Source organism: Lactobacillus sp. A27 (assembly GCF_016742815.1).
Taxonomy (GTDB): Bacteria; Bacillota; Bacilli; order Lactobacillales; family Lactobacillaceae; genus Lactobacillus; species Lactobacillus gallinarum.
Genome location: NZ_JAEHNT010000134.1, coordinates 1 through 378 on the forward strand (window position 1 = coordinate 1; position 378 = coordinate 378).

Sequence of the window (378 nt, forward strand, 5' to 3'; positions counted from 1 at the left end):
TCTTTTATAAGTAATAGTCTGAACGGCGGCGTCGGGGACGTTCTCCGTCATCTTGAGCATCAGGTTCATCAAAGAGACTTGTTTGTCCATTTAAAGGCATTTGTTCTGAAGATTTGCCATAACGTTTTTGCGTTAAGTAAGCCACTTGTTCACGGAGGAGCTTGATTTCATCAGTTAAGTTTTGAATAGTAGTTGCTTGTTGTGCAATAATCTTTTCCAAATTTTCTTGTGACATGAGTTAAACTTCCTCCTAAATTTATTAGTTAAAAGAATATCAAAAAAGCGTGCGATGTCAAGTGTTAGTAGAATTCGCACGCTTTCGTGTTCTTTATTTTTGGATTGATTGCGAAGCCCTTCATTAGCCAGTCGACCTGCTCA

General features: G+C 38.4%; 1 protein-coding gene. It reads right to left on the minus strand.

What is annotated here, in order from left to right:
- Positions 1–4 precede the first annotated feature (4 nt).
- On the minus strand, positions 5–235 hold the full coding sequence (locus JEM49_RS10340; protein ID WP_005725993.1) for an IS66 family transposase: 231 nt from the start codon (positions 233–235) through the stop codon (positions 5–7).
- Positions 236–378 lie beyond the last annotated feature (143 nt).